Source organism: Flavobacteriales bacterium, assembly GCA_020435415.1.
Taxonomy (GTDB): domain Bacteria; phylum Bacteroidota; class Bacteroidia; order JACJYZ01; family JACJYZ01; genus JACJYZ01.
In genome coordinates this window covers 37430-54312 of record JAGQZQ010000012.1, presented here as the reverse complement: position 1 = coordinate 54312, position 16883 = coordinate 37430, and the positions used below count along the sequence as shown (strand labels likewise).

The 16883-nt window shown below is 47.5% G+C and carries 15 protein-coding genes; 10 read left to right on the top strand and 5 right to left on the bottom strand.

The annotated features are described in order from the left end of the window. The 3 genes from KDD36_03900 to KDD36_03890 all read right to left on the bottom strand — a co-directional run. A partial coding sequence (locus KDD36_03900) for an MFS transporter (GenBank protein ID MCB0395770.1) occupies positions 1–327 on the bottom strand: 327 nt, incomplete at its 3' end. Between the two features lie 47 nt (positions 328–374). Next, on the bottom strand, positions 375–2117 hold the full coding sequence (locus KDD36_03895) for a peptide MFS transporter (GenBank protein MCB0395769.1): 1743 nt from the start codon (positions 2115–2117) through the stop codon (positions 375–377). Positions 2118–2209: 92 nt separating this feature from the next. After that, positions 2210–4381, bottom strand: a complete 2172-nt coding sequence (locus tag KDD36_03890) for a S9 family peptidase (protein ID MCB0395768.1) — start codon at positions 4379–4381, stop codon at positions 2210–2212. A 206-nt stretch (positions 4382–4587) separates the two neighbouring features. Here KDD36_03890 and KDD36_03885 point away from each other — a divergent pair, with 206 nt between their 5' ends. After that, positions 4588–5967 (top strand): FAD-binding protein, encoded by a 1380-nt coding sequence (locus tag KDD36_03885; protein ID MCB0395767.1) that lies wholly within the window; start codon positions 4588–4590, stop codon positions 5965–5967. Here the strand turns inward: KDD36_03885 and KDD36_03880 are convergent. Beyond that, positions 5964–6650 carry a zinc metallopeptidase gene (locus KDD36_03880; GenBank protein MCB0395766.1) on the bottom strand — a complete coding sequence of 229 codons (687 nt, stop codon included), beginning with the start codon at positions 6648–6650 and terminating at the stop codon, positions 5964–5966. The two genes, KDD36_03885 and KDD36_03880, sit on opposite strands and share 4 nt — an antisense overlap. 244 nt (positions 6651–6894) lie before the next feature. Here KDD36_03880 and KDD36_03875 point away from each other — a divergent pair, with 244 nt between their 5' ends. The 6 genes from KDD36_03875 to KDD36_03850 all read left to right on the top strand — a co-directional run bounded on the left by KDD36_03875 (position 6895) and on the right by KDD36_03850 (position 12459). Beyond that, positions 6895–7332: an Hsp20/alpha crystallin family protein gene (locus tag KDD36_03875; GenBank protein MCB0395765.1), complete on the top strand. Its 438-nt coding sequence runs from the start codon at positions 6895–6897 to the stop codon at positions 7330–7332. 112 nt (positions 7333–7444) lie between these two features. Beyond that, positions 7445–8212: a 5'/3'-nucleotidase SurE gene (gene surE, locus KDD36_03870; GenBank protein ID MCB0395764.1), complete on the top strand. Its 768-nt coding sequence runs from the start codon at positions 7445–7447 to the stop codon at positions 8210–8212. Further along, positions 8209–8520, top strand: coding sequence for a hypothetical protein (locus KDD36_03865; GenBank protein ID MCB0395763.1), 312 nt, complete (start codon positions 8209–8211; stop codon positions 8518–8520). Before surE ends, KDD36_03865 begins: the two co-directional genes overlap by 4 nt. A gap of 9 nt (positions 8521–8529) precedes the next feature. After that, a complete protein-coding gene (lpxB, locus tag KDD36_03860; GenBank protein MCB0395762.1) occupies positions 8530–9615 on the top strand; it encodes a lipid-A-disaccharide synthase in 1086 nt (361 codons plus the stop codon). A 118-nt stretch (positions 9616–9733) separates the two neighbouring features. Further along, positions 9734–10876, top strand: a complete 1143-nt coding sequence (locus KDD36_03855; protein ID MCB0395761.1) for a SpoIID/LytB domain-containing protein — start codon at positions 9734–9736, stop codon at positions 10874–10876. Between the two features lie 188 nt (positions 10877–11064). Continuing rightward, complete coding sequence (locus KDD36_03850) at positions 11065–12459, top strand: ComEC/Rec2 family competence protein (GenBank protein ID MCB0395760.1); 1395 nt, start codon at positions 11065–11067, stop codon at positions 12457–12459. A gap of 9 nt (positions 12460–12468) precedes the next feature. On the opposite strand, the gene KDD36_03845 is transcribed toward KDD36_03850, so the two are convergent. Next, on the bottom strand, positions 12469–14241 hold the full coding sequence (locus KDD36_03845; protein ID MCB0395759.1) for a M23 family metallopeptidase: 1773 nt from the start codon (positions 14239–14241) through the stop codon (positions 12469–12471). 184 nt (positions 14242–14425) lie between these two features. Between KDD36_03845 and KDD36_03840 the strand changes: the two genes are divergently transcribed. From KDD36_03840 to rny, 3 genes are all read left to right on the top strand, one after another. Beyond that, a complete protein-coding gene (locus KDD36_03840) occupies positions 14426–14716 on the top strand; it encodes a hypothetical protein (protein MCB0395758.1) in 291 nt (96 codons plus the stop codon). Between the two features lie 13 nt (positions 14717–14729). Then, on the top strand, positions 14730–15029 hold the full coding sequence (locus KDD36_03835; GenBank protein ID MCB0395757.1) for a cell division protein ZapA: 300 nt from the start codon (positions 14730–14732) through the stop codon (positions 15027–15029). Between the two features lie 281 nt (positions 15030–15310). Then, positions 15311–16858, top strand: a complete 1548-nt coding sequence (gene rny / locus KDD36_03830; GenBank protein MCB0395756.1) for a ribonuclease Y — start codon at positions 15311–15313, stop codon at positions 16856–16858. Positions 16859–16883 lie beyond the last annotated feature (25 nt).

Genomic DNA, 16883 nt, shown 5'->3' with positions numbered 1-16883 from the left:
AGATACGTGCCCAAGTGTCATCATCAGGGCGCCGGCGGTGACTGCATTGCGAAAGCCCATGACACGATCCGCGAGCCATCCGCCGATCATGGGAGTGAAGTAAACCAGACTGGTATAAGTTCCGTAAAGCATGATGGCATCCGGTTCCGCCCATGCAAAGCCACCCTTCGAAACTTCTGCTACCAGGTAGTAAACGAGAATTGCCCGCATTCCATAGTAGCTGAAGCGCTCCCACATTTCTGTAAAGAAGAGAATGAAAAGGCCTACGGGATGGCCCAATATTGTCTTCTGGTTATCCTCTGATCCGCCGAACTGTTGTAAAGTCAAAACCTAGATAGATTAGTGATAAAATGAAGTGAACGATGCAGTTCTCCTTATGTGTTTTCTTTATCTGCGATCTCAAAGCCTTCCTGCTCCTCGTGATGCGAATCCGTGATGTCTTCCGCACCATGGGTGAGCCTTTTGAGTTTTTTGAGGAAGAGAAGGAGTAGCCCTCCAAAACCAATGGTAAGCAAGGCTATGAAGGTAAAGATGTTGAACTCCGCTTTTGTCTGCACCTCTTCCACAATAATTTGTCCGCTGTAATCCTTGCCGTCTCCTTTATTTTCCTCAACCTTTTTCTTGTCAGGATCTTTGGATAACCTTACGGTTGCATGATAGGGCTTTTCCTGCGTAGCACCTTCGGTATTCAGGATTTCTGCCAGGTGTTCCCTGTTCTTGTCATCCATCTTTAAAAGCCCCCTCACATCCTGTTGGCTTTCCATGCCAATCATATGAATCTCATTGTTCTCGGTCAGGTAAACAGTTGAACGTATGCTGAAATCATCGTCTTTGTTAATGACGCTGTCTGCAACAAAAGGCTGCAAGGCAGGTTTTTCAGCAATCAATTCTACCTTCACCGGTTCGGATTGAGCGGCTTCTCCCAGGCTTCCGGCTAACTTGTTACCGAGACCTGTAGCAGCAAAATAAACCCCCATCATGATAGAGGCATATTTTACCGGGGCCAGTTTTGTGATAAAGGATAGTGCTACCGGTGAGGCGCATAGTTCTCCGATCGTATGCAGGAAATAGGCGCCGATCAGCCAGTATAAGCCGGCTTTGCTATAGGGTTCTGCCGCATCCATGGAGGCAGCGGTCATCAGGAAAAAGCCCGATCCCATGATCATGGTTCCGAGTGCCATTTTAAAAATGGCCGACTCTTCTTTATTCTTCAAGCGCCTGCCAGCCCAAAATGCTGCTACGGCTGTTCCGCAGGTAATGATGAAAAATGCATTGACTGACTGGAACACGCTTGCAGGAATCTCCCATCCCAAAATGACCCGGTTGATCTTTTCCTTTGCATAAAGGTTCATCAGTCCACCAGCCTGTTCAAAGGCTCCCCAGAATACAATGATGATCAGGAAGGACAGGAGCATGACAATCATCCGGTCCTTTTCTATTTTGGTCAATGGGACGGATTTATTGGTGCCTTCAACCTTGGCTGTTGGTATATAATTTCCTACGGTTGTCAGGTACTTTTGACCCCACATGTAAACGACCTGACCAAGCAACATACCAATACCGGCGAGACCGAATCCATAGTGCCAACCAATTTTTTCACCTACATAACCTACGATGAGTGAGGACAGGAAGGCACCTATATTGATACCGATGTAAAATATGGTAAACCCTTTGTCTCTTCTGATGTCTCCGGCAGGATAAAGACCGCCAACCATCGTTGAAATGTTTGGCTTCAGTGCACCTACACCCAGAATGATCAATGCCAATCCGGTATAAAATGCCCAAAGCGAAGTAATGGCAAGAATACCATGTCCTGCGCATAACAGCAGGCCACCAACCATTACCGCTTTCTTTTGGCCAAGTAAACGGTCTGCTAAAATTCCACCCGGGATCGACATGACGTATACCAACATGGTATACCAACCGTATAACGAAAGTGATTCGGCGTTGGTCCAGCCTAAGCCCGGGTTTGCACCGGTGGGTGAAGAAACAATATACAATACCAATATCGCCCGCATACCGTAGTAGCTGAAGCGTTCCCACATCTCGGTAAAGAAGAGAATGAACAATCCCTTGGGGTGGCCCAGAATCGTTTCCTGTTTTTGCATTTGTGTCATAACTTGGAAGCTAACCGATGCGATGGGTATTTATTTGGTTTTGAGCGGTGAAAATAGAGAAAAAATCCTAACCGCCCGGCCAACCCATATTATCAGAGGTTTGACAGCAGGTAGGACGTCATTTTAGAATACAGGTGCAGCCTTGTGTTCCCGCCGAAAATGCTATGGTTTTTGTCAGGGTAAACATGCATGTCGAACGGTATGTTTTCACGCACCAGGGCATGCACCATCTCCATGGAATTCTGGAAATGCACATTGTCATCCGCCGTGCCATGGATCAGAAGGTAATGTCCTTTGATCAGTTTTACATGATTGATAGGGGAGTTGTCGTCATAGCCGCTCGCATTTTCCTGCGGGGTTTGCATGTAGCGCTCCGTGTAAATGCTGTCGTAAAAACGCCAGTTGGTTACCGGGGCTACAGCAATGGCGGTCTTGAAGTACTGAGCACCTTTGGTGATACACAGGGAAGACATATAGCCGCCGTAGCTCCAGCCGTGAATACCTATTCGGGAGGCATCCACAAAAGACTGACTGCCGAGGTATCGGGCCGCATCAATCTGATCATCCAGTTCGAGTTTGCCCAGTTGTCTGTAGGTGCATTTTTTGAAGGTGGCTCCACGCGCGCCGGTGCCCCTGTTATCTACCGCGACCACCACATAACCTTGTTGCGCCATGTATTGGTGCCACAGAAAGAGAGCCCCCGTCCAGCTATTGGTGACCTTTTGTGATCCGGGGCCGCCGTATACAAACATCAGCACCGGGTATTTTTTGTTCGGGTCGAAGTCCGGCGGCTTGATCATCCATCCGTTAAGCAGGGTCTCTCCGGAATTGGTGAAAACAAAAAATTCCTTCTTTGAAAGTTGGTATTCTTTCAGCGTATTGTTGAGGGAAGCATTATCTTTCAGAACCCTGATGGATTTGCCATTCTGGTCTCTCAGGGTGACTGTGCCGGGTGTGTTGGCGTCAGACCAGAAATGAATGAAGTACTTCATGCCCTTGCTGAAGTTGGCGGTATTCCACCCTTTACCCTCCGTCAATAATTTTTTTCCCGTTCCATCCAGTTTGATGGAATAGACATGGCGGTCTTTTGGGGAAACCTCGGCGGATCCGTAGTATAGTGTTTGGTTCTCTTCATCTACCCCATAAAAGTCCGTGACATCCCAGGTGCCTTTGGTGATCTGGCGCACCTTTTCTCCTTTCATATTGTATAGGTAAAGGTGTTTGTATCCATCGGCTTCGCTGGACCAGATAAAGTGTTGTTTGTCATTGAGGAAATATTGGTCGTCGTCGATGTCAATATAGGCGGGATCGGTCTCATGAAGCAATGTATAACGTTCCTGGGTGGCCGTATTGAAGGCGATCAGTTCCAGGTCGTTCTGGTGCCGGTTCATAAAATAGATGCACATCAGGTTGGGGTCCCGGGTCCATTTTAACCGGGGTATGTACTGATCTGCCGTTGCCCTCACACCGGTCCGTGTGGTTTTCTTGGTTTCAAGATCGTATACATGAATGGAAACCTTGGCGTTTTGTTCGCCTGCTTTCGGATACTTGAATTTATAAGCGGATGGGTAAAGGTTGCCTTCGTAACGGGCGAATACAATTTCCTTCACCTCACTTTCATCAAATCGGTAAAAGGCGATCTTCTTTCCATCGGGAGACCAGAAGAAGGCTTTGTCAAAACCGTACTCTTCTTCATACACCCAGTCTGTTCGTCCGTTGATGATCTGGTTATGAATGCCGTCTGTCGTGATCTGCTCTTCCAGGTGGAGCTTCAGGTCTACAACCACCAGGTTGTTGTCGCGTACCATAGCCACGTATTCACCGGAAGGGGAGAAGGTGGCAAACATCTGCTTGTTGCCTTCGATCAATTTGATAAGGCTCCTGGCATCACGGTCGTAAAGAAAATAATGGTATTTGGAAGAATGTCTGTAGATCCGTTCTTCACCTGTGCCAAGTAATATTTTGCGTTCGTTGGGTCCTACCTGATAATTGTCGAATTGCAGGTCTACATTCAGCCAGGCGGTATTCAGCAGGGTGTCCGTGGCCTTACCGGTTTTGTATGCGTATTTAACAATGGCTTGTTTGCCGTTGTCCAGGGTCACACTGGACGTATAGTGCAGACCGTCCTTCATATTGTTGACGCCACTGACCGTTTCACTGTGGAAAGTGCCGTCTCCCCAGATATTCTCAAGTTTCAATTTCTTTTGAGCGATTCCTGATGTGACGGTGCACAAGAGGATGCAGGCAATAAACAGATGTCTCATAAGGAAGGGGGTTACGGTTAAGTGTGGTCGTGTCTTTCTAAATGTATCTTCTGCGGATAAGCCAATTTCAATACACTTTGCTGATGACGATAATCTTTTTACTTTCAGCTTTTTAATGCAACAGAGGGAGATGCGAAAATACACCATATTTTATGGATGATCAAATGAAGTCGGATGCAAAGGGATTTTTGAAGGTGGATTCAGCCATGGTAGCACAATTGCGTGAGATTGTGGGCAAGGACTATGTGCTGGTTGACGATGATTCGCTGCGCAGGTTTGCCTCAGATGAAACGGAGGATCTCTGTTATTACCCGGAGGTTGCCGTGCGTCCCCGGACACCGGATGAGGTTTCCCAAATTCTTTCCTGGTGTACGCGCCACCGGATACCTGTAACGCCAAGGGGAGCCGGTACCGGCTTGTCAGGCGGCGCCCTTCCGGTTTTTGGTGGGGTGGTGCTGGTTATGGATCGTTTCAATGAAATTCTGGAGATCGATGAAAGAAATTTCCAGGCCACGGTAGAGCCAGGGGTGATTAACCAGGTGTTTCAGGAAGCGGTGGCGGCTAAGGGTCTGTACTATCCACCGGATCCCGCCAGCAAGGGTTCTTGTTTTTTTTTTTGGTATATGGCCGAGTCGTCGGGAGGTCCGCATGCTGTGAAGTATGGGATCACCAGGGATTATGTGCTTAATCTGGAAGTTGTGCTTCCCACCGGAGAGGTGATATGGACGGGTGCCAATGTGTTGAAGAACAGCACCGGATATAACCTCACGCAATTGATAGTAGGGAGTGAGGGGACCTTAGGCGTGATCACGAAGATCCGGCTCAAACTGATTCCCATGCCATCCCGGACAATGTTGATGTTCGTACCGTTCGCGTCTGCTGAAAAAGCTTGTGAGGCGGTGGCGGCGGTATTTCGTAAGGGAATTACCCCGTCGGCATTGGAGTTTATGGAGCGCGATGCGGTGTTGTGCGGAATGGCCTATGATGAAAAGATCAGGGTAGAGGTGGGTGAGGCAGAGGCGTTCTTGCTGATTGAGGTAGATGGCCATGATGATCAGGTCATGTTCGGTGAATGTGAGCAGATATCATCCGTAATGCAAGCCTTTGAGGCAGGAGAAATACTGTTTGCCGATACCGAGGCGCAAAAGGAAAGTCTGTGGTATATGAGAAGAAAGGTTGCGGAGGCTGTGAAACATGTATCTGTTTATAAAGAGGAGGATACCGTTGTGCCCCGGGCGGAATTGCCTGCTCTATTAATGGGCGTGAAGGAGATCGGGCGGAAATATGGCTTTCGCTCCGTCTGTTACGGGCACGCCGGTGATGGCAATCTTCATGTGAACATCCTTAAAGAGGAGATGTCAGATGATGCATGGAACAACGATCTTCCAAAAGGCATCCGCGAGATATTCCAATTAACGGTTCATTTGGGAGGAACACTGTCAGGCGAACACGGCATAGGGCTCGTTCAGAAGAATTACATGGATATCCCATTCAGCAAGGTTCATCTGGGTCTGATGAGGGGTATCAAGCAATTATTTGATCCGGCGGGTATTCTGAATCCGGGAAAGATCTTTCCGGACAACTAGTCACGCCGGCCTGCAAACTGCATCACAAAATACAGCAACATCGCAATGCTGGACAAGGCAGCCACAACATACGTCATGCCGGCCCATTTCAATGCATTGGCTGCCTTGTCATGTTCTTCGCCCCGGGTTATCTGGGAGGAGTTAAGCCAGGCTAAGGCACGTTGACTCGCATCGATTTCTACGGGTAATGTGATAAGACTGAACAGTGCAAGTAGGCTTTGGGCAATGATGACTGCCAGCAATACCTTGTCGAGGTACATCATATAAGAGAACCCGATGAACATCCCTCCAAGCAGAATGTAGTGCATGAATTTCGAACTGATGGATACCACGGGCACCAGGGATGACCGTAATTTCAGAAACGCGTAGTCTGTGGCATGCTGAACCGCATGACCAGTCTCGTGGGCAGCTACCGCAGCAGCGGCAATACTCCTGCCGTGATATACTTCCTCGCTCAGGTTGATGGTTTTGTCGGTTGGGTTGTAATGATCGGTAAGTTGTCCTTTTACCGAAATCACGTTCACATCATTGATCCGGTTGTCCCGTAACATCTTTTCTGCAATCTCCCTTCCCGATAAGCCTGAACTCAGCATTCCCCTGGAATATTCCCGGAACCTTCTTTTAAGTTGGCCGCTAACGACCATCCCCAACAGCATAAATAGGATAATAATAAGCCACATCATAGTTGTATCGTGTAATGTTTGTTTTTATAGCCGGATCAAATGTAGAACCAGTTTTTATATGTCGCTAAAATACACATAAGACATGTAAAAATGTCACCAAAATTCTTAAAATATATTAAAATGTGGACATTATGGCATAGTGTTGGGGTGGTTTGCAGACTGGTATATGAATTGTCCAGGGTAGGATGAACATATGCTTGGTAAGCACATAAAATAATATGAACCAAAAAAAGGAGGATTTATCATGACACTTATTAAATGGAAAAAAAACGATTTGTTCCCGGCAAGTGGATTGTCTGATTTCTTTGACGACATTCTGAATCACAAACTGCAATCTGCCGGCGGGCGCAGTACCGTACCTGCAGTAAATATCTCGGAACAAAAAGATGCATACGAACTGGAAGTCTCGGCGCCCGGATTTGAAAAAGCCGATTTTCAGGTGGATGTTGAAAATGATTTGTTGACCATTTCCGGGAAACATCAATCGGAAAAAACCGAAGACGCTAAGAACTACTCCAGAAAAGAGTTTGCATTCGGGTCGTTTAACCGATCATTCACATTACCTGAGATTGTGAAGGCAGATGAGATCAGGGCCACTTATGAGAAAGGGATATTAACAGTGGTACTGCCCAAAAAGGATGAGGCCAAAGCCGCACCGGTTCGAAAGATAGAAGTAGCGTAGTTGATAAAAGAGGAAGTTTACAAAGGGAATGGCTCAAGCTGTTCCCTTTTTTATTTGGCAACCAGGAAGGAAGTATGCCTTCTTCATAAACCAATTTGATTAGATTTGTGGCATGTCAGAAAAGCCTGTGATATTAGTGACCAACGATGATGGGATCAAGGCACCCGGTCTGCGTTGCCTGATTCGGGTCATGCGCGAATTCGGTGATGTGTTGGTTGTGGCGCCGGATAAGCCGCAATCGGGAATGGGGCATGCGATTACCATTCACTTTCCCCTCCGGTTGGTAGAAGTGCAGATTGACGGGCACTCTGAATATGAATGTTCCGGAACGCCAGTTGATTGTGTTAAGTTAGCGGTGAATAAGATACTGCATCGTAAGCCGGACTTATGTGTGTCCGGGATCAACCACGGCCAGAATTCATCGGTGAATGTTATCTACTCCGGCACCATGTCTGCAGCAGTGGAAGGTGCCATCGAAGGTATTCCATCCATCGGCTTCTCGCTTCTGGATCATAGTGTGGATGCGGATTTTTCGGAGGCAGAAGATGTGGTTCGTACCGTGGTTCGTAAGGTGATGAAAGAGGGCCTTCCCAGCGGAACTTGTCTGAATGTGAACATACCTCGCAAGACCGCTGAACCTATCAAGGGAATCAAAGTATGCCGCCAGGCGCTTGCCCGTTATGAAGAGGAATTTGAGGAAAGGACGGATCCGATGGGACACCCTTATTACTGGTTGACGGGCGTTTTTAAAAATTATGACCACGGAGAAGATACCGATGAATGGGCGTTATCACACCATTATGTCTCGGTGGTTCCCGTTCAGTTTGACATGACCGCACACCATGGCCTGCCTTTCCTGAACCAATGGGATTTTGAATGAAAACCAGATTAGCGCTGAACAAGATCAAATGGGGAATGGTGGCCGGTATCATTGGTCCCTTTTTTGGTTTTTGGATATACTATTACATGCAGGTTGCCGCTGATCAGATTCACAAGACACCCGCTGCCTGGTGGCAATTTGTGCTTGACAGCAAAGGAATCCAGGCACCTGTAGTGAGCCTGAGTCTTATCTTTAACCTCATCCTCTTTTTTATATTGATCTGGCGCCGGTGGGATCTGGCTGCCCGTGGCGTATTGTTCGCCACCTTTCTCTGGGCACCGGTGGTGGTATACCTAAAGTATTTTTGATCTGTACCCGTGAAGTACTACATCATAGCAGGAGAGGCATCGGGAGATCTCCATGCGTCCAACCTGATGAAGGCCATTCGCCGAAAGGATCCGGATGCGGAGTTCCGTGGCTGGGGTGGCGATAAGATGAAAGCTGAGGGCGCTGTGATGGTTCGTCATTACAGGGAGACCGCATTTATGGGCTTCTGGGAAGTCCTTGTTCACCTTAGGAAAATACTCGGTTTTATCCGCCAGTGTAAGCTGGATATCCAGCAATACCAGCCTGATAAACTTATTCTGGTGGATTACCCCGGATTCAATTTGCGCATTGCGGAGTTCGCACGTAAGGAAGGGATACCGGTTTATTATTACATCTCACCCCAGGTATGGGCATGGAAGGCCTCCAGGGTTCATCGCATCAAGCGAGATGTGCATCAGATGATCGTGATCCTCCCGTTTGAAGAGGCATTTTATGCGAAGTACGATATGAAAGTTCACTTCGTAGGTCATCCGCTACTGGATGTCATTGATCCGTCTTTTACGGATGAGGAGAATGAAGATGACAAGCGAAAGATTATTGCACTCCTTCCAGGAAGCAGACAGCAGGAGATCAGTAACATGTTGCCGGTCATGCTTCAGGCTGCCGGGGCATTCCCGGAATATCGGTTTGTGATCGCTGCTGCGCCCTCGGTGGATGAATCCTTCTACAAACAGTGTTCAGGCAAAATACCCGTTGAGTTGATGCGGGATGTGCGTGGCCTGCTGTCAAAGGCTACTGCTGCCCTGGTTACCTCAGGCACTGCCACGCTTGAAACCGGGTTGTTCGGAGTCCCGCAGGTGGTGTGTTACAAAGGGAGCGCCCTTTCGTTTTTTATAGCCAGGCTTTTGGTGAAGATCAAATACATCTCATTGGTGAATCTTATTCTGGATAAGGAGGCTGTAAAGGAACTTATCCAGGGTGACCTTAATAAAGAAAATGTGACGAAAGAACTTGCATCGATCCTTCCGGGTGGAAATAAGCGGGAAGACATGATAACCCAATACAAGGATTTGCGTAAAAGCCTTGGAGGGCAGGGGGCTTCGGATAGGGCTGCTCAGATAATCCTGGAATTGTGATGGCCGGGAATGTAACGCGGCCGACTGGCAAGTGCGCGGTTTGTATCCGAAGGAAAGGCAATGATGTATGGGGCAATTGACTATTTGTTATATTTGTAGAATGCGGTTGACGCTGATCATGATCGTAATCCTCTTGGGAGGATTGGGCTTTCAAGCCCGGGCAGAATATATGAGCATTGGCGTTATGACGGACCAGGAGGTAACGTCTATCGTGGTCACACCGGACGAAGGGAGTTATTTCGTTTTCGCGGATGGGGTAAAAATTCTCGAGGTTTCCTCAACCAGTATCCTGCAACTTACACTTCACGATCAAAAGGTAAAACTCAGGTTGTTTGATAAGGACATGGGGTCTTTCCGGAATATTATGTTCCTGTCTGATCATGGTGATAACAGCCTCAGGGTAAAAGCCGTATTTCCGGATCTTGATGTACGGGTTTATGACGACCATCTTCAGGTAGCTGCCGGCGCAAAATCCCTGATGCTTATTAATAAGGTAGAGCTTGAGAATTATGTTGCTGGAGTTGTTGAAGCAGAGGTAGGGTATAAAGCACACCCTGAGTTTCTGAAGGTTCAGGCCATTCTTGCACGTACCTATGCACTCTCACATGCGGTCAGGCACAAGGCGGATGGTTACGAACTGTGTGACCGGGTCCATTGTCAGGCATACAAGCAAAAGTCAAGACACTATAGCATTTTAAAGGCGGTCATTGAAACGCATGGCATGGTATTGATCGATGACCATGTGCAACTGATCACCGCAGCATTTCATAGCAATTGTGGCGGGCAAACCAGCAATTCGGAAGATGTGTGGCTCACGTCAAAATCATATCTCCGGTCTGTGGTTGATACCTTCTGCACAACAGGTACCAGGCATTCGCAATGGCGTCGGGAGGTGAATAAATCCGACTGGGTCAGATACCTCAAGACGCACCAGGAATCACCGGTTACCAAAGAGTGTCTGGACTCGGTAGCGGTGTGCTTTCCACAGGATGAACGTCAGGTGGTTTATGCCGGTGTGGATATTCCATTGAAAGACATTCGCAATGATTGGAACCTGAAATCAACCTTCTTTTCCGTGAACGAAGAAGGGGAGACCATTGTGTTAACCGGCCGTGGTTATGGCCATGGTGTTGGTCTTTGTCAGGAAGGTGCCATGCGTATGGCACTGTACGGAAAGTCATTCAAAGACATTTTGCATTATTACTACGAGGGCATAAATATCGTCAGCATTGAAGCGCTGAAGTTTTTCCTCGAAGATTAATGCCCCTCATACATAGCGCCCCCTTTATTCGTATATGCATTCCTTTTGTATCGGGTCTCTCCGGTGCAATACTTACGCATGGAGAAGAGCAACCGGTTGTTACGGCTTTGATGTTCTTCTTTTTCGTCCTCTTGGTTGGTGTTTGTGATCGACCGTCACGCCGTTATTCATCTTTGTTCGGTCATGTGATGTTTATGTTTCTGGTTTGCTTTGGTTACCAGTGGGGCGTTACCCGTTCAAGTCATTTTAATGAAAATCTCCTGTCCACCGGACAACGAAATGGTCCCTGGCAATGTGAATTGTTGGAACCTCCCGTTGTAAAAAAGAAGGTGGTGCAGTGCATGGTGTTTGTATGGCCTGTTCAGCCCCTCGGGTGGAATGGAGGAAAAGTGAAGCTGGTGTTTTGGAAAGATAGCGTGTCATTGAGTCTCAAGGCAGGGGACCGGGTATTCGTTCGTGCCCCCTTAAAGGCCATAGTCAACAATGAAACAGGTACATTCGATTATCAGGGCTACATGTGGCGAAGGAATGTTTCTCTGGAATGCTTTGCACCTAAAGGGCAATGGGAATTCTGTGGTCATTCAGATTCGTGGTATGTGTCGTGTATTGAAGTGCAGGTTGCTTTAAAACATGCCATACTTAAGCGATGGCGGTCTGCCGGACTGGATTCCGCCACGGTTTCATTGGCTGCCGCCCTGGTGCTTGGTGATAAATCTATGCTTGGTCCGGCAACCCGCGAAGCTTTCTCGGGTTCTGGCGTAATCCATGTTCTTGCGGTCTCCGGGCTTCACGTTGGCATTATATTTCTCGCGATCAATACCCTCTTGTCGTGGATACCGAAACGCATCATCGGAAGGTGGGTGTCTTTCGCAGTGATTGTGATTTCTTTGTGGGCCTTTGCCTGGGTGTCCGGGTTCTCTCCTTCTGTATGCAGATCTGCGGCCATGTTCACCATGTTCAGTCTGGGTGTGAAAATCTCTAGAAAAAGCCCGCCATTTAATACGTTAGCTGCTTGCGCATTTCTTATGTTGCTTTGGAATCCCATGTGGATTGCAGAACCCGGGTTCCAGCTTTCTTTCCTTGCAGTGGGTGGAATACTGGCCTGGCATGGGATGCTGTATAGGTTGTGGAACTCGTTAAGTCATTGGATGGATAAACTGTGGTCATTGACGTGTGTGTCATTGTCAGCCCAGTTGGCCACGTTTCCTTTGGTGCTATATTATTTTGGTGTCTTTCCCAGGTATTTTCTGTTTGCCAACCTGTGGGTAATCCCCGTGGTGATGTGTCTGGTGTATCTGTTTCTGTTGTTGAGTGTTTTAGGTTCTGTACCTATGTTAGGATCGTTGCTGGTTGTTTGTGGAAATGGGTTGACACACTTGCTTGTCAACGGGACTACAGTAGTTTCCGGACTTCCCCTGGCTATCTGGACTTGTCAAACCGATATCTGGGAAACGAGTGCACTCTATATTTCTATCATTTTGTTGTCCGGTTATCTGATGCAGCCGGTAATTAACAAAGCATTTGCGGGTTTGGGTATTCTGCTATTGTTAATGATATACCACATCATCCGGTATATGATCTGATCAAAACCTTTACCGGGTGAATTTGGCGGTGAAATCTTTTGTATTGTTCCGGTTATCCGTAACGACCAGTTTAAATTCATGTTCCCCTTCAGCGAGTTCTTCTTCGAACATGTGCGCCAGCGTGTGTGTTTTCTGGTCGTATTCCATTAGTATCCACTGATCATCGATTGTGCCACGGTATGACTGTATGCCGGATAGGTTATCTGATATCCGCATGCGTATCCACGGCGTTCCCTTCATGTTCTTTCCATTGTATATGTTGATGGCGCTGATGCCTGGAGGGGTTTCGTCTACCAGCACAGCAAAACTTCCGAAAGTTCGTACCTGACATGTTATCCAATCGTTGGCAAATGTTCCGCCCTGGTAGTTGCGGTAGCCCTGATCGTTGACCATGGCGATGAGCGCTTTTTCATGCAGTCGTTCCGGAAGATCGGATGCTAGCAGGCGAAGTTGATAGGGGGTGTGCACAGGTACATCCGTCCTGTGAATTTCATGGGTGACAGACCAGGCACCAGGAACGGGTGGACCGGCATTGTACACAAATCTTAGGGTGTCATAAATGCAATTGACCGGCATTTCCAGGGTGATGCCCTCACTTGTAAAAGTATTCACCTTCTGATAAGGAAACACCGCGGTAACAGGTGCTTCGAGGGAAGCCTCATTTTGAGCGGGTGGCGGTCCGGGGTCCAATATGTCAAACGATAATCGGGAAGTATTGCCTGCCACGTCCTTCACGATGATCTCGGCTTTGTGAACGGTATCATCAGTAATCCGGAAAACGCCCCTGTTGACTACATCCTTATAAGTACTCAGGCGGTTGTTCGGATCGATAAAACATTTTTGAAGTACCCTGCCGGTGTGCATCTTTTCGTGATAGTCTACCAGGCTATTAATGTATCGCGTTTCATGAAATCCGAAACGGTCCAGGTCGTGATAAAATATCTTTTCCTCATCAATTCTCAGTTCAATGGAGAAGATGCCCTGCGTGTTGCTGGTATTGTTCATTACATCCCTGGTTTCAATGGCGATTCCGATATCACCGTGGGCACGCACTGTACCCGCGCTGTAATTTCCGCGGGACCCGTAAAGGCCAAAACGTTTTGAATCATTTCTTCCATCCACGAAAGATGATGGTCCGATGGGGTAAACTTTAAATGAAGAGATCACCGGAGAAATATCATCGCGAATGTCATAGCCGAACAGGAGGGGGTTTACAGGAAATTCTGTGTAAGTCTCACGGATCTCAAAATGCAGGTGAGGGCCAGCAGAACTTCCTGTGTTTCCGGAGTACGCTACCACCTGACCACCACTAACCGGAACCTCGTCTTCCGATAAGGTGATATCCATCTCGAAACTTTCCAACTCATATTGTTTGTTCTTCACATAAGTAGCAACATCTCCATTAAACTCCCGAAGATGCGCATACACGGAAGTATAGCCGTTAGGATGGGTGATGTACAGGCATTTGCCATAACCCCTGGATGAGATGTTGATGCGTGAAACATAACCGTCTGCGATTGAACTTACAGGTTGTCCCTCCTGACTCATGGTCTTAATGTCAATCCCGGCATGGAAGTGATTGTTTCTGATCTCCCCGAAATTTCCGGCAAGCAACAACGGAATCTTAAGTGGTGAAGTGAAAACACCTTTGGGGAAATCGATCAGCGCCTGCGTGGACCTGATCATTAATGTTACCATAACCAACGTAAGGATCAGTAACCATTTCCTGTTCCCTGTCTTATCACGTCCATGATTTCTCTTCACCTGGTCACGCCCTTTCATGTTTTGATCCGCTGGCATTCGACGAAAATAGTGTAACCGCCATGATCAGACGCAATGCTTGATAAAAATATATCAACAGTTCGGGTTTAACATTCCAGGCAAGAAAACACATGTTCAATATTAAAAATTAATGTTAATTTTGAGGGTTGGGTTCATTCCTGATCCGTAATAGATTCTGGTTATTATGAAGTCCAAAGTTGACACAGCAGGGGAAATTCACAAGCAAATTGAAGCCCTGATCGATTCTCATCGGAGGATCGCTGAAGACAACCACAGGTTGATCAATGATATCAACCGGATGGAAAAGGACTTGGAAGAAAAGAATATCAGAATCGTGGAGTTGGAAGAGCAAATGAAAATGGCGAGCATAGCCGGTAGCATATCAGAGGGAGGATTGGAGCAGAAGGAAGTAAAGGAAAAGATCAATGCACTGGTAAGAGAAGTTGATAAATGTATTTCGTTACTGAATAACTAACGGGCGTGGTCCCATGTCACAGGAGCAGTTATCTATTAAGTTGAATATCGGAGGCAGGGTTTACCCGCTGACCATCAGCATGGATGAGGAAGAAGCCATGAGGAAGGCGGCTCATGATATCAATGAAAAGATCAGGGCATATGAAAGTCAGTATGCCGTTCGTGACAAACAAGACTTGCTGGCCATGTGTGCACTGGAATTTGCACTGGACAGGGCAGCATCTTTGAAGGAAATGGAATCACGTGACCTGGAATTGGATCAGCAGCTTGACAGATCAAAAAAAGTGCTGAACGATTATTTGGAAACGATCTGACGTTCTTTGAGTACGGCAATATAAAAATGCCTGAACGCTTACCCGCGTCTTTCATTTGCATGCGTTTTTAAACTCAACAGTTTTACAATTGGAACCAAGCTCAAGGTTCGTAGAACAGGCCTCAACCCGCTTGCGGGTTCCTTCGGGACAGTGGACGTTCGAATGACCTGGCAGTTCCATACATGACTTAACGGGGTTTAATTTACCTCGAATGAAGGGTGCGGGTTTTTTTATCCCTGCACCACGGGAAAGCAGATTAATTAACCAAAAGAAAGATTGAAATGGAGCTAAATTTGATTCCCGTGTTGATCGCAGCGGTCGGCGGTTTGGCGTTAGGTGGTTTGATCGCGGCGGTTTTTGTCAGGAAGGCGATTGAAAAGAAAAGCGAACATATACTCAAGGAAGCGGAAGCCGAAGGTGAGGTGATAAAAAAGGAAAAGCTTTTACAGGCCAAAGAAAAATTCCTTCAACTGAAAGCCGAACATGAAAAGGCCATCCACGACCGCAACCGAAAAATTGAAGGTGTAGAACAGAAAACCAGGCAAGCTGAAAAGCAGGCATCCAAGAAACAGGAGGAAGTACAGCGAACCCAAAAGGAGGTAACCTCCCTGAAAGAAAATCTTACTGTGCAACTGGAACTTGTAAACAAGAGGCAGGGCGAGTTGGATAAGATGCATAAACGTCAGGTGGAACAGCTCGAGGCGATATCCGGACTTTCCGTTGATGACGCCAAGGTACAACTGGTAGAAGCGCTCACAGCAGAAGCCAAGACGGAAGCCCTCAGTACCATCAAGGATATTGTAGAGGAAGCAAAACTCACCGCTAACAAAGAAGCGAAGAGAATCGTTATCCAAACCATACAACGTATTGCTGCCGAGCAGGCCATAGAAAATGCGGTAACTGTATTTAATATCGAAAGCGATGAGATCAAAGGACGGATCATCGGACGTGAAGGCCGGAATATCCGTGCATTGGAAGCAGCAACCGGCGTAGAGATTATTGTAGATGATACACCGGAAGCCATTCTCTTATCCTGCTTTGATCCCGTCAGAAGAGAAGTAGCCAGGTTGTCATTACACCAATTGGTTACGGATGGCCGGATTCATCCGGCCCGTATTGAGGAAATTGTCGCAAAAACCAAGAAAAACCTCGAGGAGGAAATTGCCGAAACGGGTAAGCGAACGACCATTGATCTCGGCATCCATGGCCTTCACCCCGAACTGGTAAGATTGATCGGAAAAATGAAGTTCCGGTCGTCTTATGGCCAGAACCTCCTGCAACACTCGCGTGAAGTGGCTAATCTCTGCGCTGTGATGGCTGCCGAGTTGGGCCTGAACGTGAAACTTGCCAAGAGAGCCGGCCTGCTCCATGATATCGGTAAGGTACCCGATGATGAACCGGAATTGCCACACGCCATTCTGGGTATGAAACTGGCAGAGAAACACAAGGAGAATCCCGAAGTGTGTAACGCCATCGGAGCGCACCATGATGAAATTGAAATGACCAGCCTGATCTCCCCGTTGGTTCAGGTGTGTGACGCCATTTCAGGAGCTCGTCCCGGAGCGCGCCGGGAAATGATGGAATCATATATCAAACGTCTGAAAGACCTTGAGTCACTTGCGGTATCATACAAAGGTGTGCAGAACGCATATGCCATCCAGGCAGGCAGGGAGTTAAGGGTGATCGTGGATAGCGACTCCGTGGCGGATAAGGATGCAGATACGTTGTCGTTTGATATTTCTCAAAAGATTCAAAATGAGATGACCTATCCCGGTCAGGTGAAAGTCACCGTGATCAGGGAAAAACGATCCGTGAGCATCGCCAAATAAAACCCGATACCGCCGGGCAGGGAGG

What these genes read in the sequence shown, in the direction of transcription:
- KDD36_03895 (MCB0395769.1), bottom strand. Translation starts at nt 2,117, where the DNA reads ATGACACAAATGCAAAAACAGGAAACGATTCTGGGCCACCCCAAGGGA.
- KDD36_03890 (MCB0395768.1), bottom strand. Translation starts at nt 4,381, where the DNA reads ATGAGACATCTGTTTATTGCCTGCATCCTCTTGTGCACCGTCACATCA.
- KDD36_03885 (MCB0395767.1), top strand. Translation starts at nt 4,588, where the DNA reads ATGGTAGCACAATTGCGTGAGATTGTGGGCAAGGACTATGTGCTGGTT.
- KDD36_03880 (MCB0395766.1), bottom strand. Translation starts at nt 6,650, where the DNA reads ATGATGTGGCTTATTATTATCCTATTTATGCTGTTGGGGATGGTCGTT.
- KDD36_03875 (MCB0395765.1), top strand. Translation starts at nt 6,895, where the DNA reads ATGACACTTATTAAATGGAAAAAAAACGATTTGTTCCCGGCAAGTGGA.
- surE (MCB0395764.1), top strand. Translation starts at nt 7,445, where the DNA reads ATGTCAGAAAAGCCTGTGATATTAGTGACCAACGATGATGGGATCAAG.
- KDD36_03865 (MCB0395763.1), top strand. Translation starts at nt 8,209, where the DNA reads ATGAAAACCAGATTAGCGCTGAACAAGATCAAATGGGGAATGGTGGCC.
- KDD36_03855 (MCB0395761.1), top strand. Translation starts at nt 9,734, where the DNA reads ATGATCGTAATCCTCTTGGGAGGATTGGGCTTTCAAGCCCGGGCAGAA.
- KDD36_03850 (MCB0395760.1), top strand. Translation starts at nt 11,065, where the DNA reads ATGTTTATGTTTCTGGTTTGCTTTGGTTACCAGTGGGGCGTTACCCGT.
- KDD36_03845 (MCB0395759.1), bottom strand. Translation starts at nt 14,241, where the DNA reads ATGAAAGGGCGTGACCAGGTGAAGAGAAATCATGGACGTGATAAGACA.
- KDD36_03840 (MCB0395758.1), top strand. Translation starts at nt 14,426, where the DNA reads ATGAAGTCCAAAGTTGACACAGCAGGGGAAATTCACAAGCAAATTGAA.
- KDD36_03835 (MCB0395757.1), top strand. Translation starts at nt 14,730, where the DNA reads ATGTCACAGGAGCAGTTATCTATTAAGTTGAATATCGGAGGCAGGGTT.
- rny (MCB0395756.1), top strand. Translation starts at nt 15,311, where the DNA reads ATGGAGCTAAATTTGATTCCCGTGTTGATCGCAGCGGTCGGCGGTTTG.